General features: G+C 30.2%; 20 protein-coding genes. 1 reads left to right on the top strand and 19 read right to left on the bottom strand.

What is annotated here, in order from left to right:
- Window positions 1-9: 9 nt before the first annotated feature.
- From ACI2WZ_RS00390 to secG, 9 genes are all read right to left on the bottom strand, one after another.
- Window positions 10-1,815 carry an ABC transporter ATP-binding protein gene (locus tag ACI2WZ_RS00390; RefSeq protein WP_500244884.1) on the bottom strand — a complete coding sequence of 602 codons (1,806 nt, stop codon included), beginning with the start codon at window positions 1,813-1,815 and terminating at the stop codon, window positions 10-12.
- Between the two features lie 527 nt (window positions 1,816-2,342).
- Window positions 2,343-3,299 (bottom strand): L-lactate dehydrogenase, encoded by a 957-nt coding sequence (locus ACI2WZ_RS00385; RefSeq protein ID WP_407636227.1) that lies wholly within the window; start codon window positions 3,297-3,299, stop codon window positions 2,343-2,345.
- A gap of 87 nt (window positions 3,300-3,386) precedes the next feature.
- Window positions 3,387-5,585, bottom strand: coding sequence for a glycosyl hydrolase 53 family protein (locus ACI2WZ_RS00380; protein WP_500244883.1), 2,199 nt, complete (start codon window positions 5,583-5,585; stop codon window positions 3,387-3,389).
- A complete protein-coding gene (locus tag ACI2WZ_RS00375) occupies window positions 5,569-5,958 on the bottom strand; it encodes a hypothetical protein (RefSeq protein ID WP_500244882.1) in 390 nt (129 codons plus the stop codon). The genes ACI2WZ_RS00380 and ACI2WZ_RS00375 overlap by 17 nt, the downstream gene beginning before the upstream one ends.
- Window positions 5,959-6,382: 424 nt before the next feature.
- Window positions 6,383-8,185: a PTS transporter subunit EIIC gene (locus ACI2WZ_RS00370; RefSeq protein WP_500244881.1), complete on the bottom strand. Its 1,803-nt coding sequence runs from the start codon at window positions 8,183-8,185 to the stop codon at window positions 6,383-6,385.
- A gap of 443 nt (window positions 8,186-8,628) precedes the next feature.
- Entirely contained in the window at window positions 8,629-8,877 is a 249-nt protein-coding gene (locus ACI2WZ_RS00365) for a hypothetical protein (protein WP_023788854.1), read from the bottom strand.
- A gap of 13 nt (window positions 8,878-8,890) precedes the next feature.
- Window positions 8,891-9,337: an SsrA-binding protein SmpB gene (gene smpB / locus ACI2WZ_RS00360; protein ID WP_500244880.1), complete on the bottom strand. Its 447-nt coding sequence runs from the start codon at window positions 9,335-9,337 to the stop codon at window positions 8,891-8,893.
- Between the two features lie 11 nt (window positions 9,338-9,348).
- Entirely contained in the window at window positions 9,349-11,445 is a 2,097-nt protein-coding gene (gene rnr / locus ACI2WZ_RS00355) for a ribonuclease R (protein WP_500244879.1), read from the bottom strand.
- A gap of 33 nt (window positions 11,446-11,478) precedes the next feature.
- The gene (gene secG, locus ACI2WZ_RS00350; RefSeq protein ID WP_023788851.1) at window positions 11,479-11,772 is read right to left on the bottom strand and encodes a preprotein translocase subunit SecG; all 294 of its coding nucleotides are present in this window, start codon (window positions 11,770-11,772) and stop codon (window positions 11,479-11,481) included.
- Window positions 11,773-11,985: 213 nt separating this feature from the next.
- Here secG and ACI2WZ_RS00345 point away from each other — a divergent pair, with 213 nt between their 5' ends.
- Window positions 11,986-12,381, top strand: a complete 396-nt coding sequence (locus ACI2WZ_RS00345) for a rhodanese-like domain-containing protein (RefSeq protein WP_500244878.1) — start codon at window positions 11,986-11,988, stop codon at window positions 12,379-12,381.
- Window positions 12,382-12,465: 84 nt separating this feature from the next.
- Here the strand turns inward: ACI2WZ_RS00345 and ACI2WZ_RS00340 are convergent, their stop codons facing one another.
- The 10 genes from ACI2WZ_RS00340 to uvrB all read right to left on the bottom strand — a co-directional run bounded on the left by ACI2WZ_RS00340 (window position 12,466) and on the right by uvrB (window position 24,969).
- Window positions 12,466-12,684 (bottom strand): helix-turn-helix domain-containing protein, encoded by a 219-nt coding sequence (locus tag ACI2WZ_RS00340; RefSeq protein WP_023788849.1) that lies wholly within the window; start codon window positions 12,682-12,684, stop codon window positions 12,466-12,468.
- Between the two features lie 2 nt (window positions 12,685-12,686).
- On the bottom strand, window positions 12,687-13,634 hold the full coding sequence (whiA, locus tag ACI2WZ_RS00335) for a DNA-binding protein WhiA (protein ID WP_023788848.1): 948 nt from the start codon (window positions 13,632-13,634) through the stop codon (window positions 12,687-12,689).
- A gap of 10 nt (window positions 13,635-13,644) precedes the next feature.
- Window positions 13,645-14,967, bottom strand: coding sequence for a prolipoprotein diacylglyceryl transferase (locus ACI2WZ_RS00330; protein WP_023788847.1), 1,323 nt, complete (start codon window positions 14,965-14,967; stop codon window positions 13,645-13,647).
- A 135-nt stretch (window positions 14,968-15,102) separates the two neighbouring features.
- Window positions 15,103-16,035, bottom strand: coding sequence for a thioredoxin-disulfide reductase (trxB, locus tag ACI2WZ_RS00325; protein ID WP_500244877.1), 933 nt, complete (start codon window positions 16,033-16,035; stop codon window positions 15,103-15,105).
- Entirely contained in the window at window positions 16,019-17,389 is a 1,371-nt protein-coding gene (locus tag ACI2WZ_RS00320; RefSeq protein WP_500244876.1) for a prolipoprotein diacylglyceryl transferase family protein, read from the bottom strand. Before ACI2WZ_RS00320 ends, trxB begins: the two co-directional genes overlap by 17 nt.
- On the bottom strand, window positions 17,382-18,311 hold the full coding sequence (gene hprK / locus ACI2WZ_RS00315; RefSeq protein ID WP_023788844.1) for an HPr(Ser) kinase/phosphatase: 930 nt from the start codon (window positions 18,309-18,311) through the stop codon (window positions 17,382-17,384). Before hprK ends, ACI2WZ_RS00320 begins: the two co-directional genes overlap by 8 nt.
- Window positions 18,312-18,374: 63 nt before the next feature.
- Complete coding sequence (locus ACI2WZ_RS00310) at window positions 18,375-19,052, bottom strand: folate family ECF transporter S component (protein WP_500222500.1); 678 nt, start codon at window positions 19,050-19,052, stop codon at window positions 18,375-18,377.
- Window positions 19,052-20,146 carry a bifunctional folylpolyglutamate synthase/dihydrofolate synthase gene (locus tag ACI2WZ_RS00305; protein WP_500244875.1) on the bottom strand — a complete coding sequence of 365 codons (1,095 nt, stop codon included), beginning with the start codon at window positions 20,144-20,146 and terminating at the stop codon, window positions 19,052-19,054. Before ACI2WZ_RS00305 ends, ACI2WZ_RS00310 begins: the two co-directional genes overlap by 1 nt.
- Window positions 20,139-22,982 carry an excinuclease ABC subunit UvrA gene (uvrA, locus tag ACI2WZ_RS00300; protein ID WP_500244874.1) on the bottom strand — a complete coding sequence of 948 codons (2,844 nt, stop codon included), beginning with the start codon at window positions 22,980-22,982 and terminating at the stop codon, window positions 20,139-20,141. Before uvrA ends, ACI2WZ_RS00305 begins: the two co-directional genes overlap by 8 nt.
- 10 nt (window positions 22,983-22,992) lie before the next feature.
- Window positions 22,993-24,969, bottom strand: a complete 1,977-nt coding sequence (gene uvrB / locus ACI2WZ_RS00295) for an excinuclease ABC subunit UvrB (RefSeq protein ID WP_500244873.1) — start codon at window positions 24,967-24,969, stop codon at window positions 22,993-22,995.
- Between the last annotated feature and the right edge of the window lie 61 nt (window positions 24,970-25,030).

Here is a 25,030-nt window from a genome sequence, read left to right as displayed (position 1 = left end):
AACCTCCTTCTATCCCATTAATCCTGCTTTATACAACTTATTAAATCTTCCTTCTTGTTCTTTTAACTCATCAAATGTTCCGATTTGTATTATTCCTTGAGCATTTTGCCCTAACACAACAATTTTGTCACAATTTTTAATTGTTGAAAGACGGTGAGCAATAACAATTGTAGTTCTTCCCACCACCAATTTATCTAATTGTGCTTGTACCTCTTTTTCGACAATATTATCTAATGCACTAGTTGCCTCATCAAGAATCAATAATTGAGGATTTTTCAAAAACATTCTAGCTATTACTAATCTTTGTTTTTGTCCTCCTGATAACATAAATCCTCTTTCCCCTAGAATAGTGTCATATTTATCAGAAAGAGTTAATATGAAGTCGTGAATCTGGGCCTTTTTAGCTGCTTCAATTACTTCTTCATCTGAAGCATCAAACTTAGCATATTTTATATTATCCATTACAGTACCATATAATATTTGCGGCTCTTGTTCAACATAACCAACTTTATCTAAATAACTAGGAAGATCTATTTCTTTTAAGTTAACCCCATTGATAAGAACACTTCCTGCTTTAGGGTCATAAAATCTAAGTAACAGTTTTGCAATTGTAGACTTACCGCTACCTGTCTCCCCAACAAAAGCATAACTTTTTCCTTTTTCAAACACTAGGTTTGTGGTTGGGAGGATTGGTTTTGAAGGTGATTCAGGGTAAGAAAATTCTACATCTTTAAACTCAATAGAGTCAATGTTATTCACAACTGTTGGTTCCTCTATGTATTTTATTAATGATTCATGAGAATATATAAAGTTTAGTCTTGTATTACAGTTTACGGTTCTTGATAAAGCTCTTAAAATAATTGGCAACAAAAATACAGCCGAGGTTAAGATTGAAACAGATGACATAAATCCAATAGCCAATGAGACAACTCTTTTTAACTCTCAAATATCTTTATACAATACAATAACCAATATAGTTGTAATTCCAGGAAGAATTCAACCAAAGAAGTTTGAAAATATAACAAGACAAGCGTTAATTTTAACAGTTTTGTTGATTTTTTTATCGTATTCCTTATTAAATTCTTTAACACGTTCTAATTCATAAAGTTCTGTTCCAGAAGACTTTATTAATCGAATATTCATCAATCGATCAGTATTATCAGTATCAAGTTTTTGTTTATAATCGATTGATGTTATAAGTGCTTTTTGGTATGCGAAAAATATTATTCAAGATATTAAAAATAATATGAAAAATAGTCCTAAACAAATGCTAGCAATTTTGACATCTAATGAGAACATAACTGTATTAACAGTGGTGAACATTACAAAACAATATATCAGGTTGACACCAAACTCATTCAAACCATCGGCTACCCCTTGTGAGTCACCAACTATTTTTGTCATTATATTTCCAATCTGGTTTTTTGAATAAAAACTAAGGTCTACATTAGTTAAGTTATCTAAACACTTCACCCTTAGAAAAATTTCAGCTTTTCTTGTAAGCAATCCACTAAGATAATTTAGTGTAAATTCCGAAAAAGCAAAACATACTATCATGACAGCACCAATTATTGCTCAATTATATCAATACATTGGTAGCCCAAAAAGAGAATTACCACCCTCTTGATTTATAACTTTTATCAGGTTCGTAATAACAATAGACATAGCAGAGAACAAAAATGTATCTATAAAAGCTATTATTATATATGAAGAAAAAAGTACAGGATATTCTTTTGCAACTTCTTTTAAAAGGATACCAAGCTTTTTGAATTTTGTTTTAGAGAAAAATTTAACTCTTTCGTCCAATGTTTGCATATTTTCACCTTTCTTTATATAAGTACTTAATAAAACATTAATATTTGATTTTCATTTTAATAAAATTAATCAACTTACACTCAATCACCAATTGTAATTGGGTATAAACAAAGACAAAAATCTAGTAAAATACAAAAGTATAAATCCGTTAAATTAATTCTTTAGTTAAGGAATCAATGAACTGTGGATATATTAATAAATTTTATATTGGAAAAGATTTATGTAAATATTGATAAATAAAAGAGTAATTTTATACGATAAACAATTTGAACACCCATTAATTATTAATCACATATCTAAATAAGTTATATGGATATAATTTTTAAATTTACCATAACTAAATATTAAGATTTTTCAAAAGAATTAAACAATCTTTGAGTTATTTAATTGACTTTTGTAATTACGCAAAATTATTTTACCACTATAAATTTCTTAATACATATATTTTAAAAAAATTAAGTCTAGAAAAATTTTGGTTTTTTAGTATAAAAAAATGACTATTAATTAAATAGTCACATAATAGATTATTATTTAATAGCTTCTTCAGCTGTTTTGAACACTTCTTCAAGTTGATTACATGATGCACCAAAACCGCTAAGTTCTTCTGAAGTAAGATCTCATTCTAAGATTTCTTCAATACCATTTCATCCAAGAATACAAGGAACACTTGTATAAACTCCGTTAATACCGTATTGTCCTGTTAACTGTGCACCAACCATTAGTTGCGCTTTTTCATCAGTCAAGATAGCTTTAGAGATTCTTGCCAAACAAGCTCCGATACCGTAGAATGTTGCTCTTTTTTTCTCAATTATTTTGTAAGCCATATGTACAGCGTCGTTTTTTACTTCTTCTAAATCCTCTTTTGTGATTTTTCCATTATCTAGGTATGCTTGTAAAGATTTACCCATAACAGTTGCATTACTTCAAGCAGCTACTGATGAATCCCCGTGTTCTCCAAATAAATATGCTTTTACAGATCTAGGAATAACATTTAACTTATCTGCCAATAATCTTTTTAATCTTGAAGAATCAAGTGTGGTTCCTGAAGAAATAACTCTATTTGAGTCAAAACCTGTAACTTTTTGATAAACTCTTGTTAAAACATCAACTGGGTTAGAAGCAATAAGTGTTACTCCTTTAAATCCTGACTTTTTGATGCTTGTTGCGATTTCTTTCATAATTTTTGCGTTATCAGCAATCATTTCAAGTCTTGTTTCACCAGGTTTTTGAGGTCTACCTGCTGTAATTACTACTAGATCTGCATCTTTACAGTCTTGGTAATCTCCTGCTTTGATTGAGTCAAATGGACTTGATAAAACTGCGTGTGTGTCTAATAAATCTAATGCGTTTCCTTCAGCTGCATCTTTAAATACATCTATTAAAACATAATGTTGTGCTAATCCTTGATTAATAGCTGAGTACACAAAACTTGTTCCTACAGCCCCACAACCAACTAATACTATTTTTTGTTCTTTTTTCATTATGAATGTCTCCTTATCCTACATTGTCATAATAACACATTTCAATTTGTAGTAATAAATTTTTATTATCTTTGTTAATTCATTATTTTCTTACGAAACGTTTACGGTGACTTTGAATGCCACTGTTGATAATTCCTTTCAATTCTCATGACCGAAAAGCTCAAAATCTACACTTTTAGTTAAATAAATTAACACTTCTTGTTTACCTTTTTTGATAGTGTCTCTTCAACTTGTTTCCTTTTTAAGAGTTTCATAATCAACAATATTTCCTTCAGACATAATATTAGAACCATTAGAGCTTATTGAAATTCAGTCTTTAAGTCATCTGGTTACTTCATACTCATCATCTCAAAAAGCCAATGAATTGTTACTAAAATAGAAATTTTTTGTGTAACCGTATTTATCCAAGATTGTATTTTTTAGTTTATCTAAAATTTTTTGACTTAGAGACGATTCCTTTTCGATATACCTGTAAATTTTTTTCAATCATTCTTTATCATTCTCTCTAATATCAATTACACCCTGATTACTTGATGAACTATTCGCACTAAAATCTAGAACGTCTAAATATTTTTCTACTATTTTGAAATTTATTTTGATTGGTTTTGATAAGAAGTAGTAAAAATTATTTTCTGATAGAGTAACTTCAATGAAACCACTTTTCAGAAGTGAATCGTATTCTAGGTGGGTAAACTTCAATTGTGATTTCATTAAAGAGGGATTACCAATCAGTATTTTTTTTATTAAGCTTTGTTCTAAATTCTCTTCGGTATTTAGTACAAACTCTTTGATTTTGAATTCGTTTTCTAAGTTTGTTTTCTCTTTTCAATTTTCACTGATTAAAAGTGAGTTTTTAAATATTGGATCATTTGCAAATCATTTTAAATAATCACCCATAAACAATTTATTTGCATCAACTGCATATTCATTAATAGAAGGTATTCTTTTAAAATTCTTTATTGCATCTAATACAGGTAATACCCTTCGATTTTTATCAAAGAATCCTCTATTTCACCAACTATTTCCCGTATTGAAGCTTTTTTGTTTTTCCTCATCGTTAGGTTCCGAATAAATAACCCCTTGTCGTGTGGCTCATCCAGATTTCCCAACTAATATTCATGCTGGTTCTCACCAATAAAATCCTGTTTTCGTTTCTGGCAATGCTTTACTAATAGTTTCCATAATAGAATTGATATGTTTAGTTTGACTTTCTGGCGAAGGATTTGCGTCGAGTTGTTCTTGATTACCAACTTGACTCGAAGCTATGTCGCCCACTAAATTTGTAGGCTCAAAAGTATGGGGTGCAGCTGTTTCGGAAATATACGAATCTAATCCGAACTTTTCCTTTATTAACCTCATAACTTTAAACAATTTTACATTGCTTCCATTTCAATCCGGATAGTAAGTTACCCCTATTTTATCAACTCAGCTTTTTGCTCCCCCCTCATTTAAATACTTGTTCAAAATATTTTCTCAATAAACTATTGAAGGAGTTCCGTCTATGTGAATGGCCTTGTTTACTTTTTTTTCATAAAACTTTTCAAACCTTTCAACCCCGTTCGCAGCTGATCTTAGATATTCAGCAGTTTGAATCAAGTTATATTTACCTGACTTAGATTTTCCTTTTTGGTTTCAAAAACTACCCGTTGTTATTTCGTTTCCTAATTGTACAGTGCTTGGGATAATTTTGGTATTATCATAAAATTTGCTGAGTGAACTATATGTATAATCCTCAATAGCTTTTTTAAGTTCTTCTGTATTTAGTTCTTCTCATGCTTTAGGCAATCATTGTCTTGCTGGGTCTGCCCAAAAATCAGAGAAATGAAAATCAAGTAATACATCTTTTATGCCAAACTTTTTTGCTTGATTAGTTATTCAAATATTTGTATCGATATCATTGTGTCCACCGCCATAAGATTTTTTGTCTTCAGTGTACGGATTATTTCACACCCTTAACCTTAATGAATTAATCCCATAATACTGTGAGAGTTCAAATAAATTTTTTTTATTTCCATTCTTATCTAGATAAATTTTTTGATCATCCTCATTTATTAAATTTAAGTCATTTTTTTTACTACTTTGTTCGATTATTTCTGCATAAGACGAGAAATCCGCTCCTTTTATAAAATTGCTTTCTTTAGGCTTAATATTTTTGAACTCGTTTTCAAATCAGTAATTGATGTTATCTTCTTTTTTTAAGCCTCAAACACCTATAACAGCGGCGAGAGTTGCTACTACAGGGATAGTTATTATCAATCCAAGACTTAATTTTTTATTTAAATTTCTCATTTTCTTCTCCTTCAAGATTTTTTCTGTTTTTATAATGTAAAAAATATACTGACAAACAAAGACCCCCCAAGATATTTAGGGTTGATGATAATACTTGTGATTTTCATTTTTTAAATATAACTTTTATAAAAGATAGGTTTATTAAACCGAATAAACTAGTTCAAAGTATATAAATATTAGCAATTGTGAATGAATATGACAAAATATATTGTCAGTCATCTTTAGCGACCACAATCAAATTTAGATCGCTTTTAAGGCCCCACCCATTATCTGTAAAATCATTAATTGTGAATGTTAGGGAATAAAGAAACAACACTATGTATACTCCAAGTAAATAATTATACGTAAATACTTTAAAGTCATTGAGTAACATATCTCGTTTTTCTTTATTTTTTCAATATAAGTATTCCCAGTACAATGAGATAACAAAGAGAATGTTATGAAATCAAAAAAAGTACTTTAAAAATTTTGGCCCAAAAAGTCTAATTCATAAGCTTGTAAAAACAGCTAATCATATGATTACGTTGATTTTTAAATATAGTTGAGTTATAAATGAATTTGATCACTTATAAACAATATTTAAAAAAACATTATAAAATAAGGCTACAAATAACGAAATTAATAAAACTATTAATGTAGAAAATAAAAATATTATTGTAGCTAAAACTTCTTTGTTGTTTATTTTAAACTGGTTTATTTTTTGTTTCAAGTTAGTACCTCTTTTTAGTATTATATATTATTCAAGAAACGTATAAAAGAAGAAAAAAAATCTATGAGAATACTCATAGATTTTTTTATTATTTAGAAGATCTTTGTTTAGCTAGGATCTCTCGCATATTTGGTTTAATTACTTCTTGTTCTCCACCATAAACTACGTGGACACTAGAACCTTTGATAATTATACCAGTTGATCCCCCGAGTGACATTATACCCTCTTTGTTAACCTTTGTGCCATCGACCACAGTTAATCTTAATCTTGAAGCACAAGAGTCTACAGCGGTAATGTTACTTTCTCCACCTAAATACTCAATTATTTTAGTAGCTTTTTCAATTTGAGCTTCGGCTTTAAGGTTTGAACCATTTCCGCTTTTAGCTTTGAAGTCAGCTTTTGTATATAATGTAGCATCACCTTCTCTACCGGGAACTTTTACGTTTGCATATTTCACTGCAAAGAAGAATGAGAAGAAATATGCCGGTGCCATTATTGCACCTATTCATAAAGCGTGATATCAATTAGTTCCTAGTTTTAAAGGTATCAGACCGAACACTATGTAATCGATGAATCCCCCAGAAACTGTCATTGATACGTGCACTTTCATCAAACCGGTTAGCATGAATGAAATTGCTGCTAATGGCATATGAACACCATAAAATAATCAAGGTGCTAAGAACAAGAATGTAAACTCAATTGGTTCAGTTATTCCTGTTAGGAAGCAAGTGAACGCTGCAGAGAAATAAATTCCCATTACTTGTTTTCTATTTTCTTTAGGAACATTCAATCACATTGCAAGAGCTGCACAAGGTAGACCGAACATCATAAATGCAAATTTACCTGATTGGAATCTTCCTAAGTTAAGTCCTAGATTTTGTAAATCAGTAAATGTTATTCCGAAATCATTACCTATAACTCTGTACATCATAGTTTGATCTCCAATTGCTTTTAGGAAATCATCACCACCAGGTTGTGAATTTATTCAATCGTAAACTTGTTGAGTTGTTCAAGGTGAACCTTCTGTATAGAATGTAGGGTTACTTCAATCAATTATTTTATCTGGATTTTCTAGTAATGCTCCACTAATTGATCCCCCTGCACTTGTTCATCACAAGGGAGCGTAGAATACGTGATGTAGTCCAAAAGGAACTAATGAACGCTCAATAATTTCATAAACTAGAGAATCTACTCCAACTGGTAGTTTACCTGAATTTGTACCAAATCATTGTAGTCCTAGACCTATTGGAGGTCATATGAATAGGAAAATGAATGATAATGGGATAACAGCAAAGAAAGTAATTATAGGTACTAACTTACTTCCAGAAAAAAAGCTTATAAATTGTGGTAGCTGTGTCTTATGAAATCTATTGTACATAAAGGCAGCGATTGCACCAACAAATATAGCTGCGAATACCCCTGTATTTAAAGAAGTTATTCCAACATTTTGTGTAACCAACCCTGTTGGAACTTCTTTATACCATAACATTTTATAACTTGTTATAGTATCAACACCGTTTGTTGTTATAAGTGCGGCTTGTATACCATTAAGAACCAAGAAACCAACAACACTTGTAATTGCGGCTACACCTGAATCTTCAGTATAAGCAATGGCAACACTTATACAAAATAGAATAGGAAGGTTACCAAATGCAACGTCTCCCATTTTATTCATTGTAGTACCTAAATATCATAGGAACGAATCTTTCGCCGCTTCATTAGCTATAGTTGCACCAACACCAAGAAAAACTCCAGCAATTGGTAGCAATGCTATAGGTAACAAAAAGGCTTTACTTAATTTTGAGAATGTTGCTGCTGTACTTGCTCTAAACCTAGACCAAGTAGTACCTGTTTTAGCATTAACATTTTCTTTTGTTATTTTTTTTGTCATATTTATATCCTTTCTAGAGGTTTAATAACCATAAATTTATTTTATTCTTTTTTTAAGAAAAAGGAATTTTTTTTGCATATTTTCATAAATTGGGAAATTTTTTGATAAGTTTAAAAAACCCTTTTATTTACAAGGTGTTTTTTAAAACCAACCACAATAAAGTTATCTTTGACTAAAGGTTTAATCTTCTAACTTTGAGAAATGTTTAATTTGGCAAACTTATCGCATATAAGTGAAGGATTCAACTAATGACAACATAAAAAAGTTTCTTTAATAAGGAAAAAGAACTTGTTAGTGTGCATATTGGTGTTTTGTGATGTGTATTGTTTCTAGATATTCGAAAAATAATACAATAAAAACAAAATGTTTAAAAAATTGTATAAAAACTTTTGCTTATAATTTGCATTCAAACAATGTTTTCAAAAAAAAAAAAAAAAACAGGTTTAGGCCTGAATCATTAAGAAGGTTGAGGCAATCGCCATTGTTAAACAAAAAACGATTGAGTATGTTAATATATGTCTTTTTGTAAAGTCCAATAACCCCGCTAATCCTCCCTTTTGAGTGTTTTTAAGTGTAACTGAAACTTCTGATCTTTTTCTAATTTTTAATATTAATCATATTATGAATAAAATTAATGTGATTGCGTAAAAAGCACATGCTGCGCTTAAATATATTATTTTATAAGTAGACATTGAGTCACCTCGACTAAATTTTTTTTATTTTATTAAGTCTTCTTTCTATATCTCTTTTTTTGATTGTTTCACGTTTATCGTAGTTTTTTTTACCTTTTGCTAAACCAATTTCTAATTTGACATAGCTGTTTTTAAAATAAAGTTTTAATGGTATTAGTGTAAGATTCTCGAGCTTTATTTTTTTGAGTAATTTATTTATTTCTGATTTATTTAGCAGTAGAACTCTTGTTCTAGTTGGTTCCTGAACTACAAAATTTGCATATTCATATTTTTTTATATTCATATTCAATAATTCTACTTGACCTTTTCTAATCAAAATGAACGCTTCGTTTATCGACACTTCATTAGCTCTTATCGATTTAATTTCGGGGCCAGTAAGCACTATACCCGCTTCTAATTTTTCGATGATTTCATAATCAAAATAAGCTCTTTTATTTTTTAATATTACAAATTCACCCATAAAAATCCCCTTTAAGCAAGAACAAAATCGATTATTCTTTTTTTAATATCTGCGTTTTTAACTCTGATTTTTATTTTTTGACCTAACCTAAATATTTTATTCTGTTTATCAACAAGGATGTTGGCTTTTTCATCAAACTTGAAATCAGGTAGTTCAGATATGTGAATTAAACCCTCTACACAATTTTCAAGTTGAACAAATAAACCAAACTTAAGTACTGCTGCTATTATTCCTTCAAACTCTTGATTGATTTTTGATTTTAAAAACTCGGCCATACAAACTTTATTAACTTCTCTTTCAGCATTAACGGCGTTTTTCTCTGTATCATTTATTATATTACAAGCCTTTAAAATAAATTTTTCATTCTGTTCTTGTTTAAAGCTTCTAACATCTTTTTCTACTAAATATTGTTTTAAAAATCTATGTACCATAAGGTCACTATATCTTCTTATTGGACTTGTAAAATGTGTATAACAATCACTGGCTAAGCCAAAATGACCGATATTTTCTAGCTCGTATTGTGCTTTTTCCATGAATTTAAGTAAAGTAACGTTTATTACATCTCGTTCGGTTTGATCTGATATTTGTTTTTCAATTTCTTTAAGAGCCTTATTGATAGTTTTAGGATTTGCTTTATCAGACTCTGTTAACTTAACGTTTATACCAAGAGCTTTTATTATGGAGTGTCATTCAATTAACTTTTCTTCTTTTGGAACACCATGATTTCTATAAATGAAAGGTAGTTCTTTTTTAAAGATGACAGTGGCCACACATTCATTTGCACTCACCATAAAATTCTCAATCAGCTTTTCACTAATTCCTCTATCTCTTGGCTTTATATCAATTACATTGCTATCTTTATCTAAGATTATTTTTGGTTCTGGTATATCAAACTCTATTACTCCTCGAACTGATCGTTCCATATCTAATAGGTCATGTAATTCCTTCGCTACTTCTAACATTTTTGCTGTTTCTTTATTATGATCTAATTTACCTGTGGCATAAAAATCATTTACTTCTTTATAAGTAAGGCGTGCTTTAGAGTTCATAATTGACTCATAGACATCTCTATTTAAAACTTTTCCATTTTTGTCAAAAGTTATTTCAGCTACTAAACAAAGTTTATCTTCATAAGGATTTAAACTACAAACGCCGTTAGATAATTTTTCAGGCAACATAGGTATTACTTTATTTGCTAAATATACCGAGTTACCTCTAAATAATGCTGTTGAGTCTAAAGGTGAAAACGGTGTAACATAATAACTCACATCAGCGATAGCTACTATTAATTTGAATCCTTCTTTTACTTTCTCTACATAAATTGCATCATCTAAATCTTTTGAGTCTGCTCCATCGATTGTAACTAAATTTTTATCTACCAAGCTTTTTGATAAGCGCCTTTTTATCTGAGGGTCATCATAGTTTAAAGGTACCGCTACTTGATCTGCATTGCTAAGAGTTTGTTTATTAAAATCTGGATGAATATTATATTCATAGGCAATTGAAATTATTCTATCGACTGCCTTATTAGCATCACCAATAATTTTTTGTATACGAGTAAATAGTTTTTTTTCTCGTACATCTAGAATTTTTACTTTTACAATTATGTCTTTTTTGAGGTGAAAATCTTTTTGGTTGACCATAACAATCCGGTAGTTTTTAAAACCAGGTTCATTAGATATAAAGTCAAGAAACCTCCCGTCTTTGCTGGGTTGTATTTCGCCAACTAAGGAAGTTTTTGTCCTAGAACTTATGTCTTCAATGTTGGCTCTAAACCTGTCATCATTTTCTTTTTCCAAAGTAAAAACAACTTCATCAGTGGAGATTGAACCATTCAAACTCATCGGAGGCACAAAATAATCATCACAAACTTCATTCATATCTTTGACAAATCCAAAACCTTTATCATTTATTTTTATCACACCAAGCTTATATTTAGCACCAATATAATAAATTACGTTTTCTTTTGTCCAACCTATTTTGTAACCTTGTTGAAGCTCCTTTAAATTACTTAAAATTTCCTCGTAATCCTTGTTTAACTTTTGTAAAAGGTTATTGATGTGAGTTTTATTATCAACTCCAATAGCCTTCATAATTAGATCTTTCATATTAACTCTTTTCTTTCTAATAAAAAAACACCATTATTTAAGAACAGTGTTTGTAATTATACCTATAACTATTGTAATAACAAATAGTGAAGCTCCCAACCCAAACATTCAAAGGGACATTGTTTTATCTGTTCCTCTTTCCTTTGAGTTAGAAAATAATTCATCATTTCCACCATTCAGTGCACTTAAGCCTGTTTGAGATGTTTTATTTTGGATAAGTCCAACCATAATCATCAAGAACGAGACCACTAAGCCTAGTATTTCAAAAACAAATATAACTTGGTTACCAAGTTGTCTTTGTGATGTGCTTGCCAATATTTCTAACACACTTTCGCCTCCAATTCAATATAATATTACTATATTTTCTCATATTTTTTCTAAAAAAGAATGTGTAAAAGTACAAAGACACAATTTATTTGTTCTTAATGAATGACATTCTTATACTAATCACTTTAAAAGGTAGTTGAAAAAAATTAATTAAAAGTTTTTCTCAGACCTCAAAAATATGAGAATGAATAGTATAATCATAACGGTGAGATTATGCAGTGATTAGATTATGTTATAAAGTTTTTCTCTAGATTTTTGAAGACAAATCATTTCAAGAAAAAATTTAGAACGAAAAGTATAAAAAAATTGATAAACATAATTGGTAACCCAAAATGACAAATTGTCGATATTAGAAATAGTCTTTCTTTTTCGGAACATCATTTAAAAGGTTCCATTAACATCCCTGTCACAACTTTTAATTATAAATATTTTAAGAAAATAAACAAAGACGCGAAAATTTTAATATTAGACAATAATTATAGAAGTCATTTAACAATTTATAAAACATTAAAATCCAAAGGATTCAAATCTTATTTATTGTACGGTAATTATGATGACATTAGAAATAACCCTTTGTTTGAAAATTTTACAGAAGTTGTTATTTACTAATTCACAAATTAATAAAAAATATAAATTAGGCAAAAAAAAACATTTTTTGAGTTTTCAAAGAATGTTTTTTTGTTTTCTAAATATTTAGAAACCTTTAAATAATTCAATAGCATTAACACCTAATCCCTCAGCAATTTTTTCAATTGCTTTAAGAGATACATTTCTTTTACCTCTTTCGGTATCTGAAATGTAGTTTCTATGTAACTTAGATTTAAACCCTAATTCTTCTTGAGTCATGTTTGCTTTTACTCTTAGTTCTTTCATATTTTGACTAAATATAAAGATTATGTTGTTTTTTTCCATATCTATTCACCAATGCTTTCTGACAACCTTTCAATAATTTTAAAAAGATTACTAATTCCCGACTTGGTAATTTTTACATTCTTCTCTTCGTTCAGAATTTCACCGAGTTCAGAGAAGGTTGCTTCCGGATTTTCCAAACGCACTTGTGCTAACACTTGTGCCTTTTTAGATAATTCGTCAAACATGTTTTTTTCCATAATGTGTGATATTTGCCTTACTTGTTTGACTCCAGCGTTATAAGTTTTTTGTTGATTATAAATTTCAATATTTAACATTCTGTTAACATTGTTATTTACATCCCGACTTATTCTAGTATTTTCAAACATTAACACGGCCTTTGCGGCGTCTACAAACTTGAGAAAATCAGATACTACAAGTGACTTTTTTGCATAACATACAAATTTCTTTTTTCTTGTAGTAACTTTAAAACCAAAATCAAATTGGTTTAAAAGATCGCAAAGATATTTAGCTGATTCCAGTTCTTTTGTTTGTAGTTCAACATGATAATTTGTTGTTTGTGGAGAGTTAACACTTCCAACAGCAATAAACACACCCGAAATATAGGCTCTCGTAAGACCATAATTTTCGGTTTCATCCGAGTTTAAATATATTTCGATATAATTTTTAGATTTTTTTATATCATAGATGTTATACTTTGCTAAAAAATTGATAACGTTAGTTGTTAATAATAATTGATAAATTTTTTTTCTCTTTAATTTTTTCGAATCAATAATGGATACTTCTATGTTACCAACATATATTTCTTTAATTAAAGCATATATCTTTCGAATAACATTATTAGAATGCGAAAAAAGTTTCAAGACTGTGTTTTCGTTTAAAGAAATAAGTTCTCCATTGTATTTTATGAAGCCCGAAAGTAGCATGATGGTTTGCTCTTTACTAAAAGTGTGTTCTAAGATTTCTTCTTTCACTTTCATTGCAAAAGACATTTAAATCACCCTACTTGCTTTTCTTTTTACTTATTACTTTTGTTAAAACTTTTTTTAATTTACTCTCTTGAGAGGTCATTTTATCAATAACCTCCTCAGTATAAAAATATTCCTTTTCATAAACATAACCAGGGGTCCTGATTAAGTTAGGAAAAATAAACTGTGACACTAACATAAAAAGTAATCCAAATAAGGAAGTCAAACCAACCGCTATATATGAAGCTGTCGGTAGATAAATTAAAAACAAGTGATCATTAGGTCTACCAAGTTCTAATACAAATCTAATTAAGTTTCACAAAAAGAAATATGCTCCAGCTTCAACACCTGCTTTAATTATTTTATAATTGTCTGGATTGTTAGCGTCAACTAACATTTTTCCTTTTTTTCATTTATTTGCAAGTGAATTAGTTCCTTGCAATTTAGTTATCTCTTCTTTATATTTTTTAATTGCTTGTTCGTTGTTATTTGAATAAAAGGCTTTTTTTCAAACTTCGAAGTATGTTTGTTTTTCAGCGTCTTTTTTTCAAGTAAAAGCGTGCTTAAACGAATATTTTAAATCGAGTTGGTAAGTTTCTGGATGTAAATTTCATGGTTTTTTACTTATTCATCTACCAATACCGGGAATGAACACCGTAATTACAATCCAAGCTAAAAATAAAGCTATAGATTCGTAAAAGAAAATTGGTTGCATTTGATAAGTATGACCATTAATCATTTCAATGCCGTTAATAAATTCACCCCCACTACCTGTGTATTTAAATTGAGTATTTACTCTTAAAAACTCAGGTAGTCAGTTTAAGGGGTTTGGACTGTGACTAGATACATCTCAGACTGGTTTTCCAAAAATTTCGTGGTTGTAAAAGTTTCCCCATCTTCCAATAGCTTGTCCGATAAGTATATTTGGTAATATACAATCCATGTAAACTAAGACAGATACTCTTTGTTTACGACCTAAAATATAGAAGATTAATATACCAACAAAACCTCCTAAAAATAATGCGCCATGAATCGACATTCCTTCTTTTCAAAATGCAAATAGTTCAAAGAAACTAGCTCCATTTGCATTTTTACCATAACCGTCGGCATTTAGTTTACCAAAGAAACTAGCTCCAAACAAACCAGCAGGTACACTCAAACAAGCTCCTATCAACAGTTCACGTAAGCTAAGCCCTTTTCGCCAAAATTTAAAGGCGGATATGGCTATAGTGACAATAACACCCAAAGTCATAGTAAATGCATAAACATGTAAGAAACCGTAGTCACCTTGAATTGTTCATTGCGGATTTATGTTGGGGTTATTTGGAAATTTGTCACCCGTCGTTCATTGTTCCATTAAAAAACACTCCTTAACCTTTAAAATTTTAACATAAATTGTATACGTTGTTATCAAGAGTATGAAAATTAAAATATAAATTTTATAAATGAACTTTTTCGTGTAATTATTTTCAATTTTATGAAAAAAACGACCTTAGTCGAGATTTTCAATATATGATACAGCGTTTTGTCCTGCTAAAGCTCCATCAGCTACCGCGGTCGCAATTTGTCTGAAAGGTGTGTTTCTAACATCTCCTGCTACAAATAAACCTTCAATCAACGTTTTCATGTTTTCGTCACTTTTTATGTGTCTTTGATCATTTAAGATTTCTTCGTGTTTAATGAAACTTGTAACGGGATATTGACCAATAAATGGGAAAATACCTTTCACTTCAAAACTTTCGGTTTTTTGTGTTTTGAGATTTTTAACATCAACACTTTCCACTTTGTTATCACCATTTATTCTTTCAACAACACTATCTAGAATAAATTTGATTTTTTCATTTTTCTTAGCTTTTTCAAGTGATTTATTATCAACTCTAAAGTTTTGACTTCTATGCACTATGTAAACTATTGAAGCAAATCTAGTTAAAAATATAGCCTCTTCAATAGCAGAATATCCTCCACCAACAACTAGAACAGGTACATCTTTATAGAAGCTACCATCACACACAGCGCAATATGAAACTCCTTTACCATAAAGTTCTTTTTCTCCTGGTACACCTAATAAATTTTCTTTAGTTCCAGTTGCTATTATTAATGATTTGCAAGTAATTTCTTTTCCATTTTCTAATTTAACAGTAAAAATATCTTGTTTTTCGAAGTCTAACAATCCTGAAAACTCAAATTTTGCACCCATGGCGGTTGCTTGATCAAAAAATTTGAAAGCTAGGTCTGGTCCATTAATAGAGTTAAATCCAGGATAATTTTCAATTTCACCAGTTTTAACAACTTTTCCACCTGGTGCTTCCTTTTCTAAAACTAGGACATTCAAGCCAGCCCTACAAGCGTAAAGCGCAGCGGTTAATCCAGCTGGACCTGCACCCGCTATAATCAAATCGTAATCTGTTTTAATATGATTTTTCATATAACCAACCTTCTTCCCTTCATTTTTTTGGCGCTATAAACTGAGCGCAAATCAACATTATGAACCCCAGAATCAATATTCCTGTTAAGGAAAGATAATTCATTACGGGATTTCATTTGAACGACAACTCATAGGTTGTTCTTGATGTGTCTAATATAAATCTAATTATAGAATAAAATATAACATATGTGGAGCACAATACACCAGAATGAATGACACAATACTTATCCTTATTATTAATATTATATAGTTCTTGTGAGTTCAAGGTTAAGAAATTTAACACTCTACTTTTCTTTCATCTTAACTCTTTCAAAATTTTTCAATAATCTTTTTTCAAACTCTTTTTACGCAATCTGAATTCTTTTTTAGATAATCGTTTTTTAAACATTTCTTTTTTGATTACGTTTATCTCATTATCTCTTTTAAGTTTAACTCCTTTATACTTATCTAAAGCTTGTAAATACGAACGCTTGTGATTGTCAATAATACTTTGAGCAGATTTCACTTCTTGACTATCTGCCTGATACACAAAATAAGCTTTTAACCATGCTTGTCTTTTTGATAACTTATATTCACCATTATCATTTACTTTGTAAATAATATTTTGATAAGTGTTGTCAAAGTCTTGAAGCAAATTTTTTGAAACTCATTTTTTACAAGGAAATGCTAAAGGATTAACATTCCAAGGTTTTTTACTAATAATTTTACCCAGATTAGTGATAAAAAATGTTATAAAAAATCAAGTCATCAATGTAGCAATCGATTCAAATAAAAATAGCGGTTCGTTATAGCTTAGGCTTGATAATTTTTGACCCGTTGAAGGGTCAATAAAATAAAACAATCTCATTCAAATTCACTCAGGTAATCATTGAAACTTTGAAATATCAGTTTGCCTTCCTAAAATCTCATGATTGAATAAATTTCCTCATCGCCCTATTGCTTGTCCTAATAATATATTTGGAACAATACAATCAGCATAAACTCATATAGAGATTCTTGTGTGATGTCTTTGATATCAAAATCAAACAAACCCCGCTGCTCCACCAGCAAATAAAGCACCAAAAATACTTAGTCCCGGTTCTCAAATAAATATAAGTTTATATATCGGAGTATTTGTACCTAACTTACCAAATATAGACCCTCCAATTACACCGGCTGGAATAACTATATAAATAGAATTCATAAACTCTTTAAGTGGTATTTTTCTTATTTTAAGTTGGATTGCAGAGGCAATAATTGTTACAAGCACCCCGCATAGTACAAGTATAGGATACATAAAAGATAAGTAATCTGATCCGTTATTTCACAGTTCATTTGACGTGTTTCTTTGATCATCGGCTAAAAAATTAATCATCTGTAAAAGCCATCACTCTTTCCGTTAATAGAGAAGCATCATCATTATAAAGTCCGCTCTGTGTTATTTTTAATTTTGAAACTGCTGTTTCTATTATATTAGGAATATTTCTTCCAGAAGAAACTGGTATTTTTATGTAGGGAACATCAACTCCTAAAATATTATAACTTTGGAAATCTTTTCCTAACCTTTCAGAATCATCAACACCATCTTTTTTAAATGCTGATAATTCAATAACCAAATCAACTGTTGATTCCTCCATAATTACTTGATAACCATTTGTTTTTGAAATATCAATTATACCGATTCCGCGAACTTCAACTAAATTTTTTAAGATTTCATGGCTTCTCCCAAATAGAGAGCCGGCTTTTTTTGTCACCACAATCCTATCATCACCAACAAATAAATGATTACTTTTAACAAGGTCCATTGCGATCTCAGATTTACCGATTCCAGACTCGCCAATGAATATAACGCCTTTCCCAAATATATTCATAAAAGAAGCATGCATTTCTATTTTAGGTGCGAAAAAATAATCCATATAATCTAGAGAGTTGTGCATAAAGTCACTTGTAGACTCAATTGAAGTTCTTAAAACAGGAACATTCAATTCCTTTGCTACATTAAAAAATACTTCATCTGTGAACTTAGATGTAATGATAACTCCCGGAATATCCTTCATCAATAATTTTCGATAACGTCCTTCACGTTCTTTCACATCGAAATTCATGATATAGTTATACTCTTTTGTTGACATTAGAACAAGCCTGTGTGATTTAGCCCCCTCTTCAAAGTAACCAGTTAACTCCAAACCTGCTCGATTAAGACCATAAACTTTTACTTGACTGTCTATTTTTTCTAAACCAGCCAATACTTCTAAATCAAACTTTTCTATTAAGTTTTTAAGTGTCAGTTTTTTCATAAGTAACCTCGCTTTAATTATTATAACGAGATTTATGGATAAAAAAAACTAGTTTTAAACTCATTAAAGTTTATCACTAGTTAAATATGAGCTATTAGGTGTGTTTTTATTTCTAAAACACCAAACATTCTCCATAGTCCATTTATTAAGTAATGGTTTTATAATTCTGAAGCTTGAATATGTCACAGATATATAAATGGGTAAAGTTATTGGTAACTTTATCAATTTACCTATCAAATCTACTCAAGCTGCTTCTCCTTTTCAAGACATCATCCATATCTGGTTAAGTAAAAGACTTTGGAGTACGTATCCGATACTATAAAGTAAAATTACTTTTAAAAGTATATGTTTTTCTTTTTTAAAAATGAATACAAGTGCACCCAGTAATCCTAAAACAGATTTGTTAAACATGTAACCCGCGTGGTATCCAAAACTATTTGGTATAACTGACCCCACAACATCTATCGAGATTCCAGACATAACACCACAAATTGGTCCGAATAGCATTCCTAAAAAGAATATAATTCAATCACCAAAAGCTAATCTAATATTTCCTAATATCGGAATATTGTAACCAAGTATATTCGTTAATACAACAGAACAAGCGCCAAAAGTTGATATGACAGTTAAGTGCTTAACACTTATTTTTTTAAATGTAAACTTTTCCATTGCTAGTGCAATTATTAAGGTGGCACAAACACCAATAATACCTATAATATTTGTCAAAATGTAAAAATTCATTATTTTCTCCTTAAAAACCACTTATATATTAATGGAATGAAATATAAACTTCCACATATAAGGATATTATTATCTTTATTTTTTCTTAAAAACTTTTTTCAGTTCTTGACCCTATTCGGATGATTAACTTTATTTATGTCCCAACTTTTGAAATGTTTGAATGTTGTAACAAAAAGTTTATCACAGCTTTTTTCTAAAACTTCTATCATTTCGTTTTGTTCTTTACCTTTTATCGCAGCGAACAAAATTGTTAGGTTTGGGATTTTTTTGCATTCTTTGGACAACTCTCTTGCCCCTGAGATATTATGACATCCATCGATTAATAGCAAGGGATTTTTATTTAAGATGGTCAATCTTCCTAAAGGAGGTTCTAGATAACTTGTAAAAGAATAACCTAAGTACTCAACAAGTTCTTTTGCCAAACCTTTATTGTACTTTTGGTATGTTTGTTCTCCTTGAAAAATCTCGCAATAATTTATATTATTCTTACAATACATCGATATTATATCTTTGTATTTTAAGTTGTCGTTGCTAATAAAAACCTTTGCATTTGGTTTGACAATCCCTATTTTTTGTTCAATTATGTTTTCAACTTTTGAGCCTAAAACTTCTGTGTGATCTAAATCAATAGTTGTAATGCAGACTGCTTTTTGATTTTGAAATACATTAGTGGAATCCAAAATACCACCAATGCCCGCTTCTATTATGGCGAATTCTACATTCATATGTGTAAAATAAATTATTGCAACGAAAGTTCAAATTTCAAAAAACGTTAACTTATAGTTCGCGAAAGTTTTTTTATATTTTTTGATGATTGCTTTTAATTGTTTATCAGTAATGAAATTTTCATTTACCTTAATTCGCTCATTATGAAATAAAAATGCTGGCGATGTAAAAAGACCGATGTTAGCTATTTTACCGACTAAGTTATCATAAATAAACTTAGCTGTTGAACCCTTCCCATTGGTGCCTACAATATTTACAACCTCAAATTTATTTTGTGGATTACCAATATCATTCAAAAGTTTACTTAGGTTATATTGTCTTTGAAAATAAGTCTTGAATGGGATAAGTTTTTTATCTACACTAATCATTTAAGTATGCCTTAAGGTATTTGGCAGTATAACTTTCCGATGACAAACAAACTTGCTCAGGGGTTCCTGTTACTAAAATGTTTCCACCTTCTGAACCTCCATCCGGTCCCAAATCAATTATATGATCAGAAACCTTGATGAAGTCTAAATTATGTTCAATAGTTAAAACTGTATTTCCTTGGTCTACTAAAATATTTAAAATCTTTATTAATCGCTTTACATCATCTATATGAAGACCCGTTGTTGGTTCATCAAGTAAGAACATTGTTTTTCCAGTTGATTTTTTTAACAAGAAAGTAGATAACTTAACTCTCTGAGCCTCTCCCCCAGACAAAGTAGTTGCATTTTGTCCGAGTTTAATGTAACCCAAACCAACGTCAAGTATTGTTTTTAGTTTAAGATTAATTTTTGGAACGTTTTCAAAAAACTCATAAGCTTCTTCTACTGTCATATTTAATACATCGTGTACATTTTTCTTTTTGTATTTAACTTGTAAAGTTTCTTCATTATATCTACGTCCGTTACAAGTTTCACAAACAACTTCCACAAAACCAAGAAACTGCATATCCACTCTAACAACTCCATCACCTTGGCAAGTGTCACATCTTCCACCTGGTACATTAAAACTAAATCTTCCTTTTTTATATCCGCGAATTTTAGCTTCTGGAACTTCTGCAAAAAGGTCTCTAATATCATCAAAAACAGATGTATATGTTGCTGGATTTGATCTAGGAGTTTTACCAATTGGGTCTTGTGAAACATAAATTATTTTGTCGATATTCTCGTGACCCTTCATTTTTTTATACTTACCAGGTCTAATTAATTCATTGTTTATTTCCTTGCGGAGACCTTTGTATATTACCTCTTCAACTAATGTTGATTTACCACTACCACTTACTCCAGTAATAGTTACAAACTTACCAAGTGGTATGGTCACATCAATTTTTTTTAAGTTGTTTTCTGTAACTTCGAGAATCTCTAACTTCTTCCCATTTCCACCTCTACGTTTTTTTGGTGTTGGTATAGATAATTTTTTAGATAAATATTGTCCAGTTATCGAGTTTTCATTTTTACAAATATCTTCGTATTTTCCTTGGGCCATAACTTCTCCACCGCGTGTCCCGGCTCCTGGGCCTATATCAACAATTCAATCAGCTTCTTTCATAGTATCTTCATCATGTTCAACAACTATAAGGGTATTCCCTAAATCTCTTAGCTTTTTCAAAGTATTGATTAATTTGTCGTTATCTCTTTGGTGCAATCCTATAGAAGGTTCATCCAAAACATATAGGACCCCCGACAGCTTCGAACCAAGTTGTTTAGCTAAACGAATTCTTTGTGCCTCTCCACCAGATAAAGTGGTTGCACTTCTAGAAAGTGTTAAATAGTTTAGACCCACTTCGTTTAAAAAACTTATTCTAGATAAAAGTTGTTGAAGGACTAGGCTTGCTATTTTTTCTTGTTGTTCAGTAAGTTTTAAATTTAATAAAAAGTTAAGTTCTTCCTCGATGGTTAAATTCACAAACTCAGCAATGTTTAATCCATTTAATTTTACACTCAATGCTATTGGGTTCAAACGTTGTCCTTGACAAGCTTTACACTCTTTTGATACCATGTATTTTCCATAATATTTTCTGTTTTCTTCAGAACTAGTTTCAATAAATCTTCTTTCAATTAAACTTCCAACTCCCTCAATATAATCGAAGGCATTATAGACATTACCGCTTGAAGTTGTTATTTTTGTTTCGATTGGTTCTTCACTACCCCATAATATGACTTTCATTTGTTTTGCAGATAAAGTGTTAATGGGTTGGTTCAAATCTATTAAGTAGTAATTACATAAAGATTTAAACTTTTGTCATTCTATGTTTTGACTGTCTACTAGATTTTTATAATAAAGAATACCTCCTGATCTGATAGATAAGTTGTCATCAGGAATAATCAGGCTCGGGTCAGCTTCTAAGTTAACTCCCAAACCAGAGCAGACTTCACAAGCTCCATTTTTTTTGTTAAAAGAAAATAGGTTTGCTTCAAGGTTTGGTATTATAAATCCACACTCACTGCAAGAATACTTAGTTGAGAATAGACGGGTTTCATCATTTCTTTTAGGATATTGTATTTTTATTAAACCATTAGAATAAGAAAGACCGACCTCAATTGCAGCATATATTCTTGATTGCAAATCTTCATCATCTTCTTGATAAATTAATCTATCTACCACAATATCTATGTTATGTCTTTTATTTTGTTCTAGTTCTATGTCTTCGTCTAAGTTTCTGATTTTGCCATTAACTAGCGCTCTAATAAACCCTTCTTTATTTAGTTTCAAGAATAAGTCTTTGTGTGTTCCCTTTTTATCTCTAACTACGGGTGCCAAAATAAAGAATTGTTCATGATCACTTGTTTCTTTTTTTAAAGTATCGATTATTTCTTTGATTGAAGAAGTTTGAATTGGACCATGACCGTTAATACAATATGGAGTTCCAACGTTTGCATAAAGTAGTCTTAAGTGATCGTGTATTTCAGTAGTTGTTCCAACTGTAGAACGCGGGTTATGACTAGTGGTTTTTTGATCAATTGAGATTGCTGGACTTAGTCCTTCTATATCATCAACATCTGGTTTTTCCACTGACTTCAAAAATTGTCTAGAGAATGAAGATAATGATTCTATATATCTTCTTTCTCCTTCTGCATAAATAGTATTAAAAGCAAGTGAAGACTTTCCACTTCCAGATAAACCGGTAAAAACTATTAATTTCTCTTTTGGTAATTTTATATCAATATTTTTAAGGTTGTGTTCCCTAGCACCTTTTATTATCAGTTTGTTATTTGCCATTTTATTTCTCCTATAAAGCTTGTAGTTCTAAGATTATATCTCTTAATTCTGCTGCTTTTTCATAATTTTGTTCTTTTGCTGCCAAAAGCATTTCTTTTCTAAGATCAGCAATAATTTTTTCTTCGGCTTTTTCTTTACTATTTTTTCCTTTAAGCTCTTTAATTTTGTTTCTTATATTTACAGAAGAACCAATATCACTTATTTTTTTTACAATTGTTTGAGGCACAATATTATTGGCCTTGTTAAAAGCGATTTGTTTATCTCTTCTTCTTTTTGTCTCTTGCATAGCCTCTTCCATGGCTTGTGAGATTTTATCTGCAAAAAATATAACTCTACCTTCTGAGTTACGTGCAGCTCTACCAACTGTTTGTATCAAACTTCTTGTGTTTCTCAAAAATCCTTGTTTGTCTGCATCTAAAATACACACAAGACTAACTTCAGGTATGTCTAATCCTTCTCTTAGTAAGTTGACACCAACAATAACATCGTAAACTCCTTTTCGAAGATCTAAAAGCACTTGATTTCTTTCTAAAGTTTTAAGTTCAGAGTGAAGATATGCCACTTTAATATTTCTATCTTGTAAAAATGAGGTGATGTCTTCGGACTGTTTTATTGTAAGAGAAGTTATGAACACTTTTTGCTTCTTAGCAGATACTTTATGTATTTCTGTAATTATATTTTCCATTTGGTTTGTGGTTGGTCAAACTTCGATGACAGGGTCTACTAGTCCCGTTGGTCTAATAATTTGTTCAGTAACTACCCCATTTGTTAATTCTAACTCATAATCACCAGGAGTAGCTGAAGTGTAAATTACGCTTTGGAGTTTTCCAGTGAACTCTTCAAAGTTCAAGGGCCTATTATCCAATGCACTTGGTAATCTAAAACCGTGATTTACTAATGTTTCTTTTCTACTTCTGTCTGTATTAAACATCCCTTTTATTTGAGGAATCATCATATGCGACTCATCTATAATGGTTAAGAAATCTTCTCCAAAATAATCTACCAAACTATACGGAGGTGTTCCTGGTGCTCTAAAGTCAATATGCGCAGAATAGTTTTCAATACCACTACACATTCCAAATTCACTAAGCAATTCTAAATCGTATCTTGTTCTTTTATCTAGGCGATCTGCTTCTAAAACTTTTCCTTGATCAAGTAACTCCTTTACACGACCTTCAAGTTCATTTTCAATGTTTTTAATGACAAGTTTCATCTTATCAAAATCTGTTACATATGACGAAGCCGGAAATACTGTGAACATTCTCAAACTTTCTTTAACAGTATTGTTTAAAACATCAAGAATATCAATTGCTTCAATTTCATTTCCAAACATTGATATTCTAATATTATAATCATCTGTCCAACTTGGAGCAATTTTAATTACATCACCTTTGGCGCTAAAACAACCCATATCTAAGTGGGTCTCATTTCTTACATAACCAGTCTGAACTAAAAATGTTAATAACTGTTTTTTAGAAATAGATTGACCAACTGCTAACTCAAAAAAAACCTCACCATACTCTTTTGGATCTTGTGTGGCATAAATTGCAGCGACAGATGCAACAACAATTGTGTCTGTTCTAAGCATTAAAGCATTCATAGTGCTTAATCGCATCATCTCTAAATCATTATTTCTTTTAGCATCCTTATCAATATATAAATCTCTTGCAGGTATGTAAGCCTCTGGTTGATAAAAGTCAAAGTTTGATACAAAATATTCTACTCTATTATTTGGAAATAACTCTTTGAACTCTATATATAACTGCATAGCTAATGTTTTATTGTGAGCTAATACTAATGTGGGTTTATTCATTTCTTTGATGATATTTGCCATTGTAAATGTTTTACCCGTTCCAGTTGCACCTAACAAAACTTGATGTTTTTTTCCTTCCTTCAAACCATTTATTAAAGCTTCTATTGCTTTTGGTTGGTCTCCACCCGGTTTGAAGTTTGTTACCAAGTCAAATTCTTTAAATGTTTTTGCCATAAATTAGACTCCTTTATAAACCTATTTTAGATTTATTTTAAAGATATTACCATTTTTAATA

Origin of the sequence: Spiroplasma endosymbiont of Megachile willughbiella, from assembly GCF_964273395.1 — a bacterium.
GTDB lineage: Bacteria > Bacillota_I > Bacilli_A > Mycoplasmatales > Mycoplasmataceae > Spiroplasma_A > Spiroplasma_A apis.
The sequence above is the reverse complement of the archived record's forward strand: the minus strand, read 5'-3'. Positions and strand labels throughout refer to the sequence as shown.